At 33.6% G+C, this 19100-nt stretch carries 14 protein-coding genes; 3 read left to right on the top strand and 11 right to left on the bottom strand.

The annotated features are described in order from the left end of the window. Nucleotides 1–52: 52 nt before the first annotated feature. Nucleotides 53–3769 carry a metallophosphoesterase gene (locus tag ASG22_RS06430; protein WP_055982267.1) on the bottom strand — a complete coding sequence of 1239 codons (3717 nt, stop codon included), beginning with the start codon at nucleotides 3767–3769 and terminating at the stop codon, nucleotides 53–55. Between the two features lie 26 nt (nucleotides 3770–3795). Between ASG22_RS06430 and ASG22_RS06435 the strand changes: the two genes are divergently transcribed. The 3 genes from ASG22_RS06435 to ASG22_RS21555 are packed head-to-tail and all read left to right on the top strand — an operon-like array spanning nucleotide 3796 to nucleotide 5546. Next, entirely contained in the window at nucleotides 3796–4968 is a 1173-nt protein-coding gene (locus ASG22_RS06435; protein ID WP_055982271.1) for a Pycsar system effector family protein, read from the top strand. Between the two features lie 22 nt (nucleotides 4969–4990). Then, nucleotides 4991–5242 (top strand): bestrophin family ion channel, encoded by a 252-nt coding sequence (locus ASG22_RS21550; protein ID WP_055982274.1) that lies wholly within the window; start codon nucleotides 4991–4993, stop codon nucleotides 5240–5242. A gap of 7 nt (nucleotides 5243–5249) precedes the next feature. Beyond that, nucleotides 5250–5546: a bestrophin family ion channel gene (locus ASG22_RS21555; RefSeq protein WP_317038852.1), complete on the top strand. Its 297-nt coding sequence runs from the start codon at nucleotides 5250–5252 to the stop codon at nucleotides 5544–5546. Here the strand turns inward: ASG22_RS21555 and ASG22_RS06450 are convergent. The 10 genes from ASG22_RS06450 to nuoL form a co-directional block, all read right to left on the bottom strand. After that, nucleotides 5515–7848 carry a GAF domain-containing protein gene (locus ASG22_RS06450; RefSeq protein WP_055982280.1) on the bottom strand — a complete coding sequence of 778 codons (2334 nt, stop codon included), beginning with the start codon at nucleotides 7846–7848 and terminating at the stop codon, nucleotides 5515–5517. The genes ASG22_RS21555 and ASG22_RS06450 overlap by 32 nt on opposite strands. A 139-nt stretch (nucleotides 7849–7987) precedes the next feature. After that, nucleotides 7988–8587, bottom strand: a complete 600-nt coding sequence (locus tag ASG22_RS06455; protein ID WP_055982283.1) for a hypothetical protein — start codon at nucleotides 8585–8587, stop codon at nucleotides 7988–7990. Further along, nucleotides 8565–9302 carry a hypothetical protein gene (locus ASG22_RS06460; RefSeq protein ID WP_055982285.1) on the bottom strand — a complete coding sequence of 246 codons (738 nt, stop codon included), beginning with the start codon at nucleotides 9300–9302 and terminating at the stop codon, nucleotides 8565–8567. The genes ASG22_RS06455 and ASG22_RS06460 overlap by 23 nt, the downstream gene beginning before the upstream one ends. A 1-nt stretch (nucleotide 9303) precedes the next feature. Continuing rightward, nucleotides 9304–11496 carry a hypothetical protein gene (locus ASG22_RS06465; protein ID WP_055982288.1) on the bottom strand — a complete coding sequence of 731 codons (2193 nt, stop codon included), beginning with the start codon at nucleotides 11494–11496 and terminating at the stop codon, nucleotides 9304–9306. Continuing rightward, nucleotides 11453–12067, bottom strand: coding sequence for a hypothetical protein (locus ASG22_RS06470; RefSeq protein WP_055982292.1), 615 nt, complete (start codon nucleotides 12065–12067; stop codon nucleotides 11453–11455). Before ASG22_RS06470 ends, ASG22_RS06465 begins: the two co-directional genes overlap by 44 nt. A gap of 11 nt (nucleotides 12068–12078) precedes the next feature. Then, nucleotides 12079–12882, bottom strand: a complete 804-nt coding sequence (locus tag ASG22_RS20715) for a DUF4280 domain-containing protein (protein ID WP_082504960.1) — start codon at nucleotides 12880–12882, stop codon at nucleotides 12079–12081. Between the two features lie 29 nt (nucleotides 12883–12911). Beyond that, nucleotides 12912–13970 (bottom strand): LysM peptidoglycan-binding domain-containing protein, encoded by a 1059-nt coding sequence (locus ASG22_RS06480; protein WP_055982296.1) that lies wholly within the window; start codon nucleotides 13968–13970, stop codon nucleotides 12912–12914. Between the two features lie 239 nt (nucleotides 13971–14209). Further along, nucleotides 14210–15595 carry an NADH-quinone oxidoreductase subunit N gene (locus ASG22_RS06485; RefSeq protein WP_055982299.1) on the bottom strand — a complete coding sequence of 462 codons (1386 nt, stop codon included), beginning with the start codon at nucleotides 15593–15595 and terminating at the stop codon, nucleotides 14210–14212. Nucleotides 15596–15692: 97 nt separating this feature from the next. Beyond that, nucleotides 15693–17186: a NuoM family protein gene (locus ASG22_RS06490; RefSeq protein ID WP_055982302.1), complete on the bottom strand. Its 1494-nt coding sequence runs from the start codon at nucleotides 17184–17186 to the stop codon at nucleotides 15693–15695. Next, nucleotides 17186–19099: an NADH-quinone oxidoreductase subunit L gene (nuoL, locus tag ASG22_RS06495; protein ID WP_055982305.1), complete on the bottom strand. Its 1914-nt coding sequence runs from the start codon at nucleotides 19097–19099 to the stop codon at nucleotides 17186–17188. Before nuoL ends, ASG22_RS06490 begins: the two co-directional genes overlap by 1 nt. Nucleotide 19100: the final 1 nt, after the last annotated feature.

Below are 19100 nucleotides of genomic sequence, written 5' to 3' on the forward strand. Positions count from 1 at the left end.
CAGAAAAATTTTCTGCGGATTTTTTGTACTAATTAAATATTTTAATTTGAATTTAAAACGTCATTCCCACACCTCCGGAAATTCTTCCGCCATCGGTTCCGTAGAAATAATTCAATCTTGCAGAGAACATTTCAACGATGCTTAGCCAAAATCCTGCCCCTACTGACTGATGCCATTTTCTGGAATCTTCATTGTCATTCCAAACTCTTCCAACATCGTAACCTAATAAAATTCCCATATTTGCAGGAACAATATTATTTTTTACTCTTCCGAAATCCCAACGAATTTCAGAGTTATTGGTAAAATATGATCTTCCCGAAAATCTTTCGTTTCTGAAAGCTCTCATTCCGTTGTTTCCACCAATTGCTGCTGCCTGATAGAATTCAAAATTATTATTGTTGATCCATCTTCCGTTACTGGAATTGGCAAATACAAAATTTCCTCTTTTATCCAATCTGTGATCTAAAGATAATGTTCCGCTCAAAATCAAAAAGTTTCTGTTGAAATCAGATAAATTCGTTTTCCAGTCGGCATTCACTTTAAATTCCATTCCTAAAGTAGGAAAAGCAGTATTATCTAAATTTTTATAGGCAAATGTGTAATTTGCTCCTCCAAACTGCTGATTGGTAAATACTTCAGGTCTCACGTCTGGAGACACATCCACAAAACGGTCGTCATTTCTCTGAACTTTATTATTTTCAAAAGTTAACTGAAATTGATTAAAAATATTCGACCAGCTCTTTTTGGAAATTGACGGTGCAAAATTGATTTTTGAAATCCTCGCTCTGTTATATTTTCTTTCTACCACTTCCTTATCATAGTCGCTCTCATTAGATAATCCAAAAAAGTTTTCTGCAAATCGTGGCGTAGTAAATCCTGCATCCATGTTAAAATCCCAGCTTCCGATCGCTTTCTTGAAAATTCCTTTATAAGCTGCATTGAAACCACCTGTCGCAGTATAAAAATTAACTTTTAAACTGTGTTTCTGAGTGTAAGGATCTCTGATGAAATTATTCACCGTAAAGTTTGCCAAAACTCCTAAAATTACCCCATCATCCGGATTGTAATCTGCATTCGGGTATCCTGCAAAGAAATTATATTTCGGATGTTTATAGTTATAGGTATTGATGTCATAATCGTCCGAAATATTTTTTGTGGCACCGTGTGTATTATAGGTGTTTTTTTGAGACTTGAAATCGTAAATTTTAATCTTACTTCCGCTCGCAACATTGTAAGTGTCATTATTATAACCTCCAATTAACCGAATATTCATCTTAGGTTTTCCGTCGCCCGAAACTTCATAAATATCGTCATCTTCAAGTCCATAGATCCAAAGTTCTTTTGTTTTGGAATCATCATATGTTTTTTCAAACACCAATTCAGGATTTTCCTGGTTTTTGTCTAATTTATATTGTTTTACATTCACTGTATTTCCTGTTTTTGTAATGACAAATTTGTCAGGATTTACCGTTCCGGCTAACGGAACTTTTTTCTGTAAAACATTATAATATTGAGAAGCGTATGTCTCTAATTTTGTTTTTCTTAATTTTAATTTTCTTTGAATATCTGCAATGGTTGCGTCCTGAACTTCCTTAGGTAAATTAGTGAATGCTTCATCTATATCTTTATCCGTCAGATGTTCCTGAATATATTTTGCCTGGGCAATCCATTCTTCTTCCGTCGCCCCTTTCAGGAAAACCAAATCCATAGGGTAAGGTTCCATCGCCAGCCATTTTACGCTTTTGATATCATCTTTAAAAGTTTTCATGTGGCGGATGGCCGGAATATTCATGATCACTTTGAAGGCAGCACCATCATATTTACTGAATGCCTGATCTCTGTCACGCGGAATCGGTTTGTAAATTGTTTTGTCACCATCCTTATATTCTGCCCATTTCCATTGGTCGGAATGTCTGTCCCAATCGCCAATCAGCATATCAAATATTCTCGCTCTGATATACGTTTCATGATCTACCGAATATTTGTAATTTTTATTAAAATTTTTCAGGACATCATCTGTTGAAACAATATCTTTTGCATTATCTAATGAAGCCAATGTTTTCGGATCAGAAGAAAAACGTTCCTCAATCATGTACATTTCGTCACCATAATTCAAATTATATTCGCCCAAAGCCTGTTGTTTAGGAATATAATACAATCTTGGATTACTGTGGAAAAGATTGATCTTATCTGCCATATTTCCAATCGCAAATGGTGTGAAAGGATGATTGGTGGTATAAAAATCTAATAGAAATTTTTCAGGGAATGTATTGTTAAGTTCATTTCCGAACGTACTTTTCTTGAAAGCCATATTGTTCAGGAAGCGGACAGCGCTTTTCTTAACTCCTCTCATCACAAATTCCTGTCCGTCCTGAGCTTTTAATCGTAAACTGTTTGACTGGTTTCCACCGCCTTCTCTGAATGGGGTATAACCACCGTCAAGAGTAGAAATATTGGCTGTCGGAGCATCGATCTGCATTCCGTAATATTTTCTATAATGCTCTCCCCAAAGCCATCTGTATACTTTTCCTTTTTCTGTTAATTTTTGAGTATAAATTGTTGATGAAACATTTGAAGGTAAAGAACTCGGGTAATTATTGATAAATTCTTTCGGTTTATCTGTCACCTGAATATGTGAAAGTTTTTCTAAATTATCATTCTTTGTCGAAAAATATTCAACATCAGAACTTTGGTCTTTTCTAATATTTAAAACGGCAAAACCGCTTCCTCCGTAGGAAAAATCGGTAGTATGATCTATCGTTGCAGGATCGGTTTTTGAGCCGGCTCCGCTGATAATTTGTCGGATATTTCTTTCCTGATGATATTGTAAATTATGATCGTGCCCCGAAACAAAAATAATATTCTCTTTTTCCTGAACAATACTTTTCAGTCTGTTGGCTAAATCTGCATAATGTTTATTGTTGATGTCTTCAGGATTCGCTCCCGACGCACTTCTTACTACATTAATTAAACTCGCAACACCTGGGACAGGAATTTTGCTTTTTAAAGGAAATAAATTTGACTTTGCAGAATTATAACCTGCGTGAGTTCCGCTGCTGATTACAGGATGATGAAATGCCACGATGATTCTTTTGTCCTGACTTTTATTAACCAAATCTTTAAATTCATCAAAAAAATCTTCACGGGTTTTGATGTCGCAATTTTTATTGATTCCGGGGTATTTATCCCAGTTTACCAACATCCATTCTGTATCAATGACAATCAGTTTGATGTCTTTTGTTAAATTAATATCATCAATCGGGCATGAGTTTTTCGGAAGAAAAGCTTTTTTGTCATTAAAATAATTGATGACAAACTCCTGCTGAGATTTTAAACCGTCTAACCCATTATACCAATCATGATTTCCGGGAATTACCAACGTTTTCCCCTTGAAGTTTTTGGTGATCGCCAATTGGTCTTCAAGCTTTTGTTTTGCTAAAGCATAGTTTTTATCATTCTCTTTCGGCATTCCTGAAGGGTAGATGTTATCTCCCAAAAAGATCAGCATAGAATTTTTGTCGGCAGACTCAAGCTGCTTTTGAAGAAGATCAAGAGTGTGCTGGGATTGTGGTTGATCTGCATTTCCTGCATCACCAATTAAGAAAACTTTAAAATCGGTCTCAGATTTGCCGTCAGAATTTTTTAATTCAGATAAGTTTTTACCCTTTTTTACGTTATATGTTGCGCAGGAATACAGAACTCCGGCAGACAATACTACTCTGAGGATAACAGAAGTATTTTTTAGATTAGTTTTAAAGGATAAATTCATAAATTTACATTAACTAAATTTCAGTGATGAGCATTTTACAAAAAGCCAAAGATTACGTTGAAACCTTATTCAAAGATAAGTTATCTTCAGTATATTTTTATCATAATTTTATACATACTACGTATACGGTGAACAAAGCTGAAGAAATTATGAAAAACACCCCTGTGTCTGGTGAGGATCAGGAAAAAGTCTTATTAGCACTTTGGTTTCACGATACAGGATACATAGAATGTGCCAAAGATCACGAAGAAAAAGGTGTCGATGTTTTGAAAAATTTTCTTCAAAATGAAAATTATTCTGAAAATTATATTGAAGACGTTTCTAAATTAATTCTGGCTACAAAAATCACGTATGAACCCAAGAATCTATTAGAGCAAATCGTAAAAGATGCCGATTGCAGCCACTTTGCGAGTCACGATTATAATGATATTTCTGATGCATTGAGAAAAGAATGGGAACTTACCAACGTAAGATGTTTCTCTAACGACGAATGGAATGAGGGCAATCTTGATATGCTGAAGAATAAGCACAAATTTTACACCGATTATGCTAAACAAAACTGGCAGCCGTTGAAAGAGAAAAATATTAAGAAGATCTCTAAAAAATTGGAAAAAGAAGAGGATAAAAAAGACTCTTCTGAAAATAAAAAAGAGAAAGAAAAGGAGGCAAAACCGGACAGAAGTGTTGACACATTGTTCAGAGTGACATTGAGCAATCATACCAGATTAAGCGATATTGCAGACAGTAAGGCGAATATTTTACTTTCTGTAAATGCAATTATAATCTCCGTTTGTCTTTCCGTTTTAGTTCCTAAGTTAGATACTCCGAAAAACTCACATTTAATTATTCCGAGTTTTATATTGTTGTTATCGGCTGTTTTAACGATCGTATTTGCGATTTTATCAACAAAACCTAATGTTACGAAAGCAAGATTTACGTTACAGGATGTTGCAGACAGAAAAGTAAATCTTTTGTTCTTTGGTAATTTTAATAGTATGTTATTCAGCGATTATCAGGATGCAATGAATATTTTGATTAAAGATCGTGATTATATTTACGATTCTATGGTAAAGGATTTATATTATCTTGGAAAAGTTTTAGACAGAAAATACAAACTTTTATCAATCACGTATCAGATTTTTATGGCGGGAATCATTATTTCGGTATTATCATTCGGATATGCATTTCTTTCACTTTAAACAGTAAACTTAAAATAAGAAAATGATTGTAAGACAGCGTACCAACTGGCTGAGAATGCTTTTTATATGGAAAGGTTCTGTATTAAAGAAAATTGTTGTTCAGCTTGTTACCATTACATTGTTTTCTTTGGCGATTTACTTTTTTAAAGGAAAAATATTTGATTATAAAGTACATCTTAATCCTACAATTTTCACATTAATCGGTTTGGCGTTGGCTATTTTCATGGGATTTTGCAATTTCAAATATTTCCGGTGGTTGCGAGAGAATTTATAATACGCCTTTGCCTTTTGCTTATAGCGTTTTGCTGCATCGAACGGTTTATCTTTATTGCTTTTGGCTGCCTTTTGGGTTAGTTGATTCTTTGGATTGGATGATGCCTTTGATTGTTCTTTTGATAAGCTACACTTTCATTGCGCTGGATGCAATTATTCAGGAGATTGCTGAACCTTTCGGGGAAGAAGACAATGATTTGGCACTTAACAGTATTTGCAGAACCATCGAATTTTCAATTTTTGAACAGGCGGAAATTCCACAGGGTGAACTTATTAAAAAACCGGATTCTTATTTTGTTGATTAATCTTATTAATTGAAACTCTTAATGCTAAAAGTCCTGTAATTCCCTGAAGATCTTCAACTTTTAAAAATTCAATATCATTCATAAGAATTTCTTTTTTCTGCAATTTGTTGATATAATCTAAATATTCTTTTTGATTTTCCATTCCGAAATAGACGATTGTAATTTTCCCAGGACAGGTAATTCTGTCGGTAGAATCTTTTACATGAGCTTTATCCAGACGTTTTTTGATGATTTCATAATAAGAATTATATGCTCCGTCTACATCAAAACGCTTTTCATCCATTCTGAAACGGATGTCTATTTTTTCATTGTAAACAAAAATTAAAGATGCAATATCCATCGCAATCGGAAGTGTTTTCTTAAAAGTCTGAAACTCACGTTCCATCGTGCAGATTGTTTTCAGTTGCCAATATCTCAGTTTATGAACGACCTTTGAATGATAATGAAGATCCGGGGCAATATTTTGTCCGGTATATAAATTGTGCTCCACACCGTCAGATTTAAATCTTTCATAATAATGCGGGAAAATCTGTTGGGCACTTACCTGACCTTCATCTAAAATATCTGCCAGTTTTCTGTTAACCAATGTAATAGAATCATCAAGGCTTTTTCTGTTGGCATAAAAAAGATCATTCTGGGTAAAAACCTGCATAAAGTAATCTTTGATTTTTGCTTTAATCTCACTGGAGGATTTAATTTCCAATTTTGCCTGCAGAAAAGGATGAATTTCATCTCTCAATAATCTTTGAAGGCGCTGTTCTGTATCGGCTTTAATTTCATTATTGAGTTCATTTTCAAAAATTTCCAGTGCGAGCAGATATTTTTCGGAATCAGAATTTATTAATGAAAAAATATTATGAAGACAGTCAATCTGCTGATTAAGATCTTCCAACATGAGGTTAAAACGTTTTTCAGAAGAGGCTCGAATATCGGAAAACCCAAACAGCGGAGTCAGATTTTTAAACAAAATCTGCTTTAAAGTATATATTTTTCTGCCTAAAGATGCGTTAAAATATTTTTCTGCCTCACTGCGGAATTTCCATACCACACTATCGTGAATCGTCGTATATTCCCTTTGAATAATAGCTTCAATCTGATTATTTCTTTCAAAACTAAATCGGTTAAGTGAAAAAATAATGATATCGGCAAAAAATTCCAGTTTCTTGAGTTTTAATCCGTTTAAACTGTTGGGTTCAGGAGATGTAAATTCCATAATAGCCAACAATTCGTTATCCCTCATAATAGGAATCACCATGAAACTGTTGATATTATTTTCTTTCAGAATGCTGAACGACGGCACTTTTTTTATCTCCGAATCTAGATGATCTACGTTTGAGACAACGATGGGGCGGGAATTATAATTGAAATTCTCGAAAGCGGTCTGACGAACTTCTTCATCAAAAGTATTGATCCAGAAATCAAGAATATGGTTGGTAAAAATATTTTCATAAATCGGAAGTTTTTCCAGTCTTTTGTCTTTTTTATTGAAAAACATCAATCCGAAATTAAGTTCGGCAACATCAAAATAAGATTTAAAAATTTCCGTTAAATTTCCGTCAGGAATGAGGTTTTCAGGATCAATTTTAATCATGCTCGATTTCAGATCTGATAAAGCTACTTCGGCAGTACAATCTACTAATGAAATAATGCTGAAACCACTCAAAATCCATGACTTTGACGGGAAATATTTTTTCCAAAGTTTAATGTCATCCAGGTTTTCCAACAGCATTTCCAGAATATCATCATCCGGAATTTTTGCATCTTCGGTAGGGTAGACATCACTGAAATCTGAATTTACCGTGATTTTATAATGCTTCATAATTCCCTGTTTATTGGGAATGTCATAATAAAACGGAATAAAAGTTTTGATGTCTTTTTTGAAATAAGCCTGTAAAATCAAACAGCAACAGAAAACATAAAATTCATCGTCGTCGATATTTCTTAATTCTATTTCAAAATCTTTTCCGGCATCTTTTAATATGTTTTTAAATCTTTCGGTGTAATTAAAAGTAATATTCGAAAGCGGAATACTTGCTGCTTTAATTTCGTTGTTGGTGAGGCCCGTAGGGAAAAGGTCTGCCAGTAAGAGTTTGATGAGGTCTTCATATTTATCCAACAGACTTAAATCCTGAAATCCATCTCTGAGCTCCTGGAAATTCTTTGTTTTGTCAATCAGAGATTTAGCATAATTTACACGATATTCTAAACGGTCGTTATATCGGATATGTTCCAACACATCCAAATACTTTTTGAATGAAATGTAAACCTGAAAGGGGGAGTCTCTTTTGTAGATATTCGACAAAACTAAAATTTCAAGTAAAGTTATGAAAAATGCGGGATTTTTGGCGATTCTTTTTACAGCTTATAGTTGAAAAATCGCAATTAAAGATGTAATTGCGATAGGAAGTGTCTGTATTTATTTGTATAAATTTATTATTTCCTTAATAATAAAGATTATTGTCTTGCATAATAACCTCTAATGATTCATCCAGATAACGAAGTGAATCTTTTTTAATAGTACCGTCAGGCTTTATACTCATTTCTAAGTATGAAATTATATTAACGGATTTTTCAAAATCTGATGGAAAATAATTTATTTGCCAAATTTTATTGTTTTTTTTATCAAAAAAAGATAAACAATTATATTTTTCGTAATTTTTGCCTGAAATATTTCTATAAAAACGGATAGAATCTATTTTCTTATTCTTATTAAATGTATAAAGGTTAATTTTTAAGTTGTCTTTACTGCTTAATTTTTCATTTATAATTTTTATTGAAATATCATTAGATAAACTAATTCTATTCTCATCATATGTAGAATAAAACTTTTTATACTTTTCGTTTTTTTTGTTTAAAATTGAATACGTATCTCCATGAACTAAGGTTTTAAAATAGTTTTTCTCGGATAAAGTAGAATCTCCTAAATAGCTATTTTGTTGATTAGAAAATACAGTTTTTTTTTTCTTAGTACAGCAAATATTAAAAATTGTTAATAAAATAACAGTTAAAAGTGAGTACTTAATTTTTTTGAAAAGTTCCATTATTTGAAATTTTATAAGAATTATATTTTGAGTTTTGGGTTGAAAGTTCATCAACGATAAAATCTTTTATGTAGATATTATTAGCATTATCTAGATAAAAGAATCTCTTGTAGCTTTGAATGTCGTCATAATTATTGTAATAAATAATTTTAAAATCTATAGGATTTTTAAATTTATCGAATGTTATTAAAGATAAATAATCAAATGATTTTTTATTATTTTCACCGACTAAAAATGATTTGTATTTATTGCCATTTTTATAAAGTTTCAAAGTAAAATTGGGTTTATTAGATAATGTACTAATATAATAAGCAGAATCCAATACTACAGAATTATCGTAAAGCTTTAACAAGCCATTAGTTTCTTTGTGAGGGAGTTTAATACTATGATTTGTTTTATCTAAAATTAAAGAATTGTAATACTGATTGGCGTTTTTTTCAATAAAATAAAACATTGAATCATATCCTGTCTTTGATATTTTGTTGATGGTAAAATGAGGATTTGTATCATCTAATTCTTGTAAATTATCCCATATCTCTGGAAAATCAAAATCTTTTATTTTTTCATCTCCAATTGGAAGGTGGGATATACTTGTAGAATCTTCAATCTCTTTTTTAGTTTGGAAGTTTTTTTTATTATAATCTTGTTGTATATCATCTTTTTTACAACAGTAATTAATCAATACAATCATTAAGTATATTAAACATTTTTTCATATTATTCTTTTATTATAATTACAATATTTGAGTCAAAGTCACCAGCGTGTAAATGATCCTCATGTCCTCTAGAATATTTTGTTCCAATCAAATTTGGATACCATCCTGAACCACCACGATAGATATTTTTAAAATTAAAACTTTTAAATGCATTTACTTTTTTTTGTTCTAAAGCTAAAGTTGGAAAATATGCAGTATCGGCACTGTCACCGTTAGGGTGAGTTACACTAGGATAACTTGTTGCATCTTCAAAGCACATTCCTGTACATAAAACATCAGTCCTATTAAGTGCTGCAAGGGCTCCTAGGAATGCTGCGTAGCTTTCAGGATTGCAATACCTCCTTTGTGAGTTTTTAAAGGAATAAAAAATTCTTACATTATCTTTTTCGTAACTTAAACTATCTTTCATTCTCACGAGTTCAACCTTTCCTATGCCTTTCGGATATTTTTTAAATCCATAACCCGTACCTTCTACGCAAATATCTCCATTTGCATAAACGTATGCTGTTCTTGCATTACCGCCTTGGGGATATGAGTATGTTTTAATATAACCTCTGGGGATTGAGTTAATAGTAGACCCATTTTGTCTTTTATTAACAGAAATAAAATCAACCATACAAATTTCATGTTCATTATTATTTATATCATAATATAAATATTTGTACATCCCTTCATATCCTGATTTAATATTTTTTGGTATATATTTCTCAATTTTACCGTTGTGATATATATTAAATGTTGCAATGTCTTGAGCATTTTTTGATTTCATGGCTTGGTTTCCATGAAATTTTTCATAAATGAAAAATCCTGTTTTTAATAATTTATAGTTAGCTTGTCTTTTTGCCCATCCATTTGGCATATCGGTATCTTTATTTCTCCCATTTAGAAGAACAGATATTAGCTCTAAATATTTATCTCCAAATTCAGCCAATTCATTAAGTGATTTTCCAGAAGTTTCTTTTCCCCATCGATCAACAGCCTCAGAAGGCGCATTTGGCATTTTCTTATTGACACTCCAAATCCAAGCTCCGCTATCAATGCAGTAATTAACATCATTAGCAACTATATTTGGATTTCTTACAATATTTTGATCGTTTTTATAATCAGCGTAATTTTGGTAGGGACCAGGATTATTGTATAATCCTGTATTATTTTTAATTCCCGTAAGTTGTAACAATCCTCTTCCTTTATAGATACTTTGACTGGAAGCATACTGTCCGGCTGTTTCTTCAGAAAGGCTGAATGTCCCTGTTTCTTCTGTTACTTGTGCCAGAAAATGCATCTTTTGAGCACAAGTATTTATTTTATATTTCTTAAAAGCAGAATTAAGAGCATTTGTTAATTTTGAAAAAGACTTATCGCTGATATTACATTCTGCCCTTCTTCCACCTCGTAATACCTGACCTTCCCAAATAATTTCAGAGCCTTTTAATAGCTTTACAAATTTTTTGACATCAGCTTCTGTAAAATCTTTATTACAGAAACATTTACTTTCTTTGTCCTTCAATATTTCCTGCTTCTTCACTCCCGCAGTACTCACCGCGGTTTTCAGTTTTGTTAAAATTGCATCGTCTCTCAAATTCAGGACAGAAGATTTTACACTTTGTGCCGAGTATTCAATTTCTATAAAATATTGCTGTCCGTAGAGATCGCCTCCTTTTTCCCGCATTTTATCTGTAATTGTAATCTTACACAAGCATACATCACTTGTTAAGGTTACATTTTGCTCATATACCAAATCATCAAAAGTGTCATCTTCAAAAAGGTTCAGTTTTACAGTTTTTCCTTTCATTCCCTGAGATCGTATCTTCGCATAGAAAGGAACTCCCATCTGTAGATATTGTATGGGCTGCTGAGCTAAATTTACGAAATGTGTACTTAATATTTTTCCTTTAGGATCCGGAGCTTTTGTTTTTGCACCGGCCGTTATCGGAGCTTTAAAAGTATCTTTTTTAGGTTTTACGGGAGGTGGGATAGGTCTTTTGTTGGGCTGTTGGGGTTTCTGTGGAACTCTTTCAGGATATTGAAGTTCATATGCTCTCTGGATTGGATTGTCATTTGGGTTTTTGATATTAATATTTTTACTTTCTCCGGCTATTTTTCCGTAATAATCTACGGTTACATAATATTCGTGGTTTTTACCTTCGCTTTTATCTCCTTTGGCGACCTGCATATCTGCAATTCTGGAAGCCATTATAAAGTGCCATATTAAATTTTACTTCGGCTTTTCCTTCCATAACAGTATTCGAAAGTGGAATAGGATTAATCTTGTTGATTTGATTAATCTCATCATGCCCTCCTCCAATTGCATCATCTTCCCAAAGTGTGAAATAAATTGTTTCTCCCTCCATATCATTGCAATGTGCTCTTGCGATGATGGTATCGGCATAGTTTAATGGTTTGGTGATTTTATTATAATTTTTATCAAATAACGAAACAGAATTTACTTTTGGATTTCCCGCCCGTTGAGGTTTAATAATAAGTTCTCCTTTGCTGTTTCCTCGTGTTACGACAATTTTTAAACCTTCTCTTGCGGCACTGCTTTGCTTGAAATTAAAAGAAACCGTATCACCGATTTTCGTGTTTCCATTGGTTTTTCTCCATCTTCTTTTTTCCAGAACAAGGATTTCCCAATGCGCTTTTTCAGTGGAAATAGGGGAGAGCGGATTCTGTATTACTGTATTAAGTCCTACAGGAAAAATACTGTAAAAAGTTTCTTTTCCAATGATGGGATTTGTGCTGCCTGAAATAACTAAGTTTATCATTTTTTGTATTTTTAAGAATATAAATCGTCTTCCTCAAGTCTGTTATTAAATTTTCGAAGATCCACCAGTGGATTTATATACCCGTGAATCTTCTCATCAACATTTTTAAAATTCTGTTTGCTCAGTTCAGATCGCTGCCCGTGATCCATTACCTTTATTTTTCCTCCGGCGGAGCATTGAAGTTCTGAGATTTCCGTAAGTAGAGCATTATCTAAAACTTTTACGTCTTTATAGATTTTCTTCCATTTTCCGGCTGCTGCAAAGGTGCAGGGTTGGTTATTCTGTAACGAGCAGTTTCCAAATGGAACCGCAGGAGGATTGAAAAGCACATCATTTTCCGTAACGGCAAGAAAATCATCCGAAGCATTTTCATTATTGATATAATGCTTCCTGTGACTGGTCACTTTAAATTGTGGGAATTTTGTGCCTTTATCACAAATGGCTTTTCCTTTCTGGATGACAAAAAGTTTTCCGTCATGTTCGTCTGCAGATTTTTCTTTGGATTCTTTTTGATCTTCTTCAGCGGTTTTTTCCTGCTCAGAATCCGGATTTTTATTTTCGAGCGAAAACTCTTTGATGTCTGCTTTTGTTTCTTCTGCCTTCTTTGCATACTCTGCGTACTCTGCATTGATGAGGTCTACCTCATGAGGTTCAGGGATTGTCAAAATTATTCCTTCTTTGATTTCATTTCCGATTCCTCTTTCAATCGGACCTTTGAAGTTGTGAAAAATTTTGAGGGAATAGGCATTGGGTAATCCTAATCCTTCGGCAAGGGAAGATAAAGTATCGCCTTTTTTAACTTGATATTCTTTCATTTGTGTTGTATGTTTTTCAAGTATTTAAATTATTTCATCTCTATTTTAATCTCTCTGCGGTCTTTCATGTTATATAAATATGATTCAAAAGTTACGTGAGCTTGACGCAGTATTTTATCATTTTTCTCTAAATTGTAACTGGCTGTAATTTCCGATTCCAATAATTCATTTTCATTGTGCTGATTTGAACTTGGTTTTATGTGATTGATGATTTCCTGCTGACTTCGGGAGTCTGTGCATTGAGAATGCTGATTAATACAAATTTTATGATCATCTACGCTGATAGAATATTGACTTTGAAATAATATCAGATGCTCTGTCAGCCTTTCATTGATTTCCACATTTCCCTGATGGAATTTTTTGAAATAAGAAGCAAAAATAAATTGTAGAAAGATATCTCTGTTAAAAGTTTCAATCAGTTCTTCCCGTACATCCATGGAATCATTTACATCATCAATATAATCTAAAGAATAAGAATCCTGGTACTCATGTTGTAGCTTTTGTCTGATTTTTTTCCAGTTATTCAGAATTTGTCTGTAATTGCTGAGGTTCCTGATCTTTCCTTTTTCATCAATTTCAAATTCAACAGGAAATAAACATTGTGTACATTTTGATGCGAGTTCATATATCTTTAGATCAGGTTGTTCTCCATTCACGGAAATTAGTTTTTTATGATACGAAAAAACATAATGCTGTTCTTGTTTTCCCAAATATTTCAAATGAACTTCAATATGGCTTTCATTATTAAGATCATCATCAGAAAAATCTTTAATATTAATAATGAAATGATGATTGATCTTTACAAAATGGGGAAGAAGTGTATTGTTCTCTATTAATGAATTGGCCAGGAAATTTTTTTCTTCAATACGTTGATTTCTGATTTGAAGGATTTTTTCAATCTCTTTCCGGTTGGGAACAAAAATTTCCTGTCCGGCTAAAAGAATTGTGTCCAAATGGTTGGCATTTTTAGGAACATTCTGATAATGATAATATTTTAAAATTTCAACATCTGGGATGTGGTACATTGCTGCGATTTGCTTCAATGTTTCCCCAGGTTTTACAATATGAGTCTGCAAAAAGAAGTTCATACGGTAAATATTTTCAATGAAGATGGTACAAAGACAGCAATAGAAATATTGCTAATTGGAAAGAAAAGAAAATCCTTCCGAGGGAAATTATTTTTCATTGTGTTGTGTTTTGTAAATCAAAATTAAAAAATTAAATCAGATATACAAGACGATATCACAAAAAAATGTTCAGGATTGGATATAATTAAATAAAAAAAGCACAACATTTCTGCTGTGCTTTATATTTTAAAATTCAAATTTTACAATCCGAAAACTGTCGAAAATAAATCAGGTGCAACACCTAAAATGATAAGAGAGGCGATAACGAAAACTCCAACAATATTGTAAGTTAATGTTACTTTTTCTGAAGATTTGAATGTCGTTTCTTTAAAGAAAAACATAGAGATAATTAATCTCAAATAGTAAGCAATTGAAATAGCAGATCCTAAAACAGCAACCAATACTAAGAAAGTACCGTTTGTAGATTTCATTGCCTGAGCAAATAAAGAGAATTTACCCATGAAACCAGCAGTTAACGGAACTCCCGCCATGGAAAGCATAGAGATTGCTGCTACCGTTGCCAATAAAGGTTCTGTTTTTGCCAATCCTTTAAATGCTCCGAAAGAAGTCTCTCTTTTTAGCTTTTCAACATAAATTAAACACATGAAAACGCCTATTGTTGATAAAGAATACGCAAATAAATAAAATGCTAAACTGTATGTAGAAAGGCTTGTCATTCCGAAGAAAACCAACCCGATATATCCTGCGTGAGAAACTGAAGAGTATGCCAACATTCTTTTCGCATTTGTCTGAGCAAGTCCCATTACGTTTGCCAAAAGCAATGTGATAATTAAAAATACTCCGAAAACATTGATCCATTCACTTGTAACTCCAGAGAACCCGATGGTCATTAATCTGAATAATGCGAAAAATCCTGAGATTTTCACCACACTTGCCATAAAAGCTGTGATTAATGAAGGCGCACCGAAATATACATCAGGACTCCACATATGGAAAGGTGCTAATGCCACTTTGAATGCCAATGCACAAAGAATTAATAAAACTCCCAAAATGAACATAACATTTTTAGGGTTTGAGACTCCGAAATTCTGAATGGTATATAAATCAAAACTTCCTACACTTCCGTAAATAAATGCAATACCAAACAACAGGAAACCTGTCGCAAATGCACCCATCAGGAAATATTTTATAGAAGCTTCGTTTGATCTAAGATCAGTTTTGTTAGCTCCCGCCATTACATATAGAGGAATAGAAAGAATTTCAACTCCCAGGAATAGCGTTACCATATTTTGGTATCCGAAAAGGATAATTCCGCCACAAAGCGCAAAAAGCATTAATGCGTATAATTCTGACTGGTGGCTTCTGTGGTTGCTGAATGCAAAACCTCCCAAAAAGAATAGTAATAATGTCGTTACGATGGATACTTTGGTAAACAAAGCCGTATTTGCTGTATATTCATACATATGTCTGTACTTTTCGAAAAAAGCAAGTTCTGGCATGAAACTTACACATAATGCGATGATTAATCCCAAAATTCCAATGTATCTTGCGAATTTCCCTTGTTCAAAAACTCCTGAAAATAACGCAACAACTGCCGTTAGGAAAACAATAATTAAAACACTCATAATATAGATTTGAGATGTGAGATTTGAGACATTAGATAAAAATTCTGATTGCTCATTTCCTAATCTGCTAATTTTTTAATTTTTAAATCTTTTAATTTTAACTGGCCATTGATAGGTAAATAAACTTCACAGAATTATGCACCATATCGATGATCGGCTGTGGAAAAATACCAAATACAATCACAAAAACCGCTAAACTTGCCAATACAGAGAATTCTACAGCAGATAAATCTTTTGCTGTACTTAATACTGCATCATCACCTTGCCCGAACATTGCTTTACCATAGAATCTCAATAGATAAACTGCGGCAAGAATAATAGTAAGGCCTGCAACTACTGCTGCCAATCCGTTAAAATCATATACAGCTTTCAACAAGATAAACTCTCCCACGAACCCGTTAGTCAATGGAACACCCATTGAACCTAATATAATGATTAAGAATAATACGGCAAACTTAGGAGCTACTTTTGCAAGACCTCCCATCTGTCTGATGTCTCTTGATTTAAATCTTTTGTATAAAATATCACAACAGTAGAATAGACCCACTACGTTGATACCGTGAGCGAAAGTCTGTACCAGCGCGCCTTCAGCACCTTCAAGATTGAAAGTTCCTCTTAAAGTAATCACTGCGGAAGCAAAAATACCTGCTACCATCAATCCAACGTGAGAAAAAGAAGAATACGCAATGATTCTCTTCATATCTGATTGGATGATCGCAATTAATGCACCGTGTACAATGCCTACAATTGCCAAAATAATTACAATCTGTCCCGAAATTCCTGCAATCGGAAGGGGAGTGATTGGTAATAGATAGCGCATAACGCCATATACTGCCATTTTCAACATGATCCCTGATAAAAGCATCGAACCTTGTGTCGGCGAATAGGTATAAGTATCCGGCTGCCAGGTATGGAAAGGAAATACCGGTAATTTCACTGCAAAAGCAAAGAAAATAAACCAGAATACCACAGTCTGTTGCGTTTCGTTTAGCTGAGCATTGTATAAATCAGTTAATGCAAATGATGCAGAGTGATTGTAAACATAAATCAATCCTGCTAACATGAATAATGATCCTACAAATGTATAGACAAAGAATTTCGTAGTGAATTCAAATCTTTTATTTTCCTGACCCCAAAGTCCGGCGATAAACCAGATCGGAATCAACGTTACTTCCCAGAAAATGTAGAATAATAATCCGTCAAGCGAAGTGAAAACGCCTATTAATCCGAACTGCATCAGCAATATCAAACCGTAGAACGTATTTCTGTAGCTTACATTTTCATTAAAAGAAGATAAAATAATGATTGGCGCCAGAATATTGGTCAACAATAACAGCAGCATACTCATCCCATCGATCCCGAAGTGAAGTGTACTTTTGATGAATTGCGACCAAGGGTAAGTGATTTCGTATTGCAGTTTACTGTCTACAGTCGGTTCAAAATTGAAATCCGAAAGAATGTAGAAAGTAAGAAGCATCTGTACCAATGCAATTACCAATGCCAAATATTTGCTGGAATTACTCTTCCATGCAAAAACTAATCCCGAACCTACTAGAGGTAATAGTAATAATGTTAATAATAAACCAGACATTATTGTAATATAAAGTTAACAATCAGTATAATTCCCACCGCTAAAGACATGATCAAAATGTAGTTCTCGACATTTCCGTTTTGAATACGCTTCATAGCTTTTCCGCTGTCTTCAGCGCCTTCACCTACGAAGTCTACAATACGATCAAGAACACCTTTATCAAACATCTTTCCTCCACGTCCTAATCCTTCAACAGTTTTTACAATTAATGCATTGTAAAGTTCGTCAATATATAATTTTTTAGCAGACAGTTTCTCCCATCCTGTGTACAGCTCTTCCGGTAACGCCTGTTTTTTCTTATTAACATACGTATTTTTAACAATGAACCAAACACAGAAGAACATTAAAACAGTTGCTCCTAAAAGTATCATTTCAGTACCAAACGGAACTCCTGAAAGAGTAGTCTCCATTTGATTAAAGCTTTCCTCGGTAAGAACCGGTTTCAACCACTCCATTAATTTTGCGTAATGACCGTGACCGATGAAGTGAGGAAGGTTAATTAAACCACCCAAAACAGAAAGAATAGCCAATACGATCAATGGTAATGTCATATTCGTTGGACTTTCGTGTAAATGGTGTTTTTGATCTTCAGTACCTCTGAACTCTCCGTGGAAAGTTAAATAGTATAATCTGAACATATAAGTTGCAGTTATTGCCGCTAGAATAAATAGCATTACCCAGTAGATAGGGTTTTTAGCGAAAGCTGCTACTAAAATTTCGTCTTTAGAAATCATCCCTGATAATAAAGGGAATCCTGAGATTGCCAATGTTCCGATTAGGAAAGTTGCGTGAGTAATTGGGATATATTTTTTCAAACCTCCCATGAAACGCATATCCTGCTCGTTGCTCATTGCGTGAATTACAGAACCCGCTCCCAAGAATAATAATGCTTTGAAGAAAGCGTGCGTCATTACGTGGAACATAGCTGTAGTATATGCTCCAAGACCTAAAGCGATGAACATAAATCCAAGTTGAGAAACCGTAGAATATGCCAATACTTTTTTGATATCGTTCTGACGTAATGCATAGAATCCTGCCAAAGCAGCCGTTAAGAATCCAATAAATAAAATTCCTCCCTGAACAGTTGGTGCCAACGTAAATAAGAAGTTTGATCTTACTACCAAATAGATACCCGCCGTTACCATCGTTGCCGCGTGAATTAATGCAGAAACAGGAGTTGGACCAGCCATCGCATCCGGTAGCCAAGTATATAATGGAACCTGGGCAGATTTACCCGTTGCACCAATAAATAAACTCGCCGTAATAAAGATAATTACACTTCCGTCTAATTCAAATTTTCCTGCGTTTTCTGCTACTGTAAGGTAATCAACAGCGTTAGTTTGTCCTGCTATCATAAAGATACCAATTAGCAACGCAAGGTCACCAATTCTGTTCATGATGAAAGCTTTTCTTGCTGCTTTACCATATTCTTCGTTGGTGTACCAGAATCCGATCAGTAAATAAGAACACAATCCTACACCTTCCCATCCGATGAATAAGATCAGGTAGTTGCTTCCCATTACCAATAGTAACATGGAGAAGATAAACAGATTTAAATAAGTAAAAAACTTAAAGAAACCTTTATCATGACTCATATATCCGATAGAGTACAGGTGAATTAAAGAACCAATACCTGTAATGATCATAATCATCATTAATGATAACTGATCGATCTGGAATCCGAAATTAATCTGAACACCATTTACTCTGAACCATTCAAAAGCTTTTACGATAACGGGCTGACTTTCAGAATCGAAATTCATAAAAATACTTACAGCAATACAGAAAGGTATAAATACCATTGCTGTCGCCAGACTTCCAACAACTATTTTTGGAAGGCTTTTCCCGAATAAACCGTTAATAAGAAACCCTAAAAGTGGTAAAAGTATTATTGCATATACTAAATTCTCCATT

Origin of the sequence: Chryseobacterium sp. Leaf405 (assembly GCF_001425355.1) — a bacterium.
GTDB lineage: Bacteria > Bacteroidota > Bacteroidia > Flavobacteriales > Weeksellaceae > Chryseobacterium.